We start from the raw sequence: 1207 nt of genomic DNA on the forward strand, positions 1-1207 counted from the left end.
GCCCACGGCGGGGCCGCGCCGTGGGCGGGGGGCGGGGCCGCGCCGTCTCGGAGCCGGGGCCGCGCGGTCTCAAAGCCGGGGCGGCGCCGTCTCGGAGCCGGGGCCGCGCATCCGAGAAGCGGCCGCGCCGCTCGCCTGCCGCCCGTGGCGAGAGAACTACCCGGGGTGATGAGCCGGTGGGTGGGGCGGCTACGCTCCTGGCCATGTCAGCTGTGGAAGTTCACGGAACCGGGGCGCGGGGGGCGCGAGTTCGTCGCGCCGGCGCGACGCGGGGTGTCGGCGCGCTGACGGCGCTCGCGGCGCTGGGGGCGCTGGCGGGCGGGGGCTGCACGCTCAGCGAGCGCGCCGGGCCGGGCGGTGAGCTGCTGGCCGCGCTGGGCGAGGTGCGTTACGAGTCGCCCCCGCCGACCGGGCTCACCTTCGTGGACGCGGCCCGCGCCAACGAGCTGCGCGCCGAGGACCCCGAGCGCTTCGCCTTCGTCGAGGCGCTCGGCACGCCCCTGCTCAACCTCAGGGACCTGCCCGCCGAACGCTACGGCCTCGACCCGGACCGCGCCGAGACGACGGTGACCGTCGACTTCGCGGCGCCCTTCGGGCAGTGGGACGGCGACTTCGACGCGGCGGAGATCAGGGAGGCGCTGGCCGCCGACGGCTTCACCGAACGGGAGACCGACGCGGGTCCCGTCTGGGTCAACCACGACCGTGGCCTGGGGCTGATGGTCGAGGACGACCGCATCCGCTGGGGCGACGAACAGCTCGACCCGTCCAGGACCGAGGCGGTCGGGGAGCCACTCGCCGAACAGGAGGTCTACCGCGACCTGGCCAGCTGCCTGGGGACGGTCTACCGGGCCGACTTCGTGCAGGCCGCCGAGGGCGCCGAGGTGCCGGTCTACGCCGTGGGGCACCGGGCCGAGGCGGCGGACGACACCTCGACGGTGCTGTGCGCGGTGACCGAGGACGAGGCGACGGCCGAGGCAGCGCTGGAGCGGCTGCGGGAGGAGATCGAGGAGGGGCAGACCCGCTACGCGGGGGCTGAGGCGGCGCCGCTGGAGGCGGAGGGCGGCTCCCCGGGGGTGCGGGTGACCGTGCCCGACCGGCCCGAACAACGCCCGGGCCGCCTCCTCGCCAGGGACACCGACCTCACGGACGCGCTCCGCGCGCTGTAGCCCGCCGCCGACCGCGCCCGGGGCGAACGCCCGGGCGCGGG

1 protein-coding gene is annotated in these 1207 nt (G+C 77.4%); it reads left to right on the forward strand.

The features are described from left to right. Positions 1-203: 203 nt before the first annotated feature. Positions 204-1166, forward strand: a complete 963-nt coding sequence (locus EBN88_RS29935) for a hypothetical protein (protein WP_147472928.1) — start codon at positions 204-206, stop codon at positions 1164-1166. Positions 1167-1207 lie beyond the last annotated feature (41 nt).

The sequence above is a fragment of the Streptomyces triticirhizae genome (assembly GCF_003696235.1).
In the GTDB taxonomy this organism is placed as follows: domain Bacteria; phylum Actinomycetota; class Actinomycetes; order Streptomycetales; family Streptomycetaceae; genus Streptomyces; species Streptomyces triticirhizae.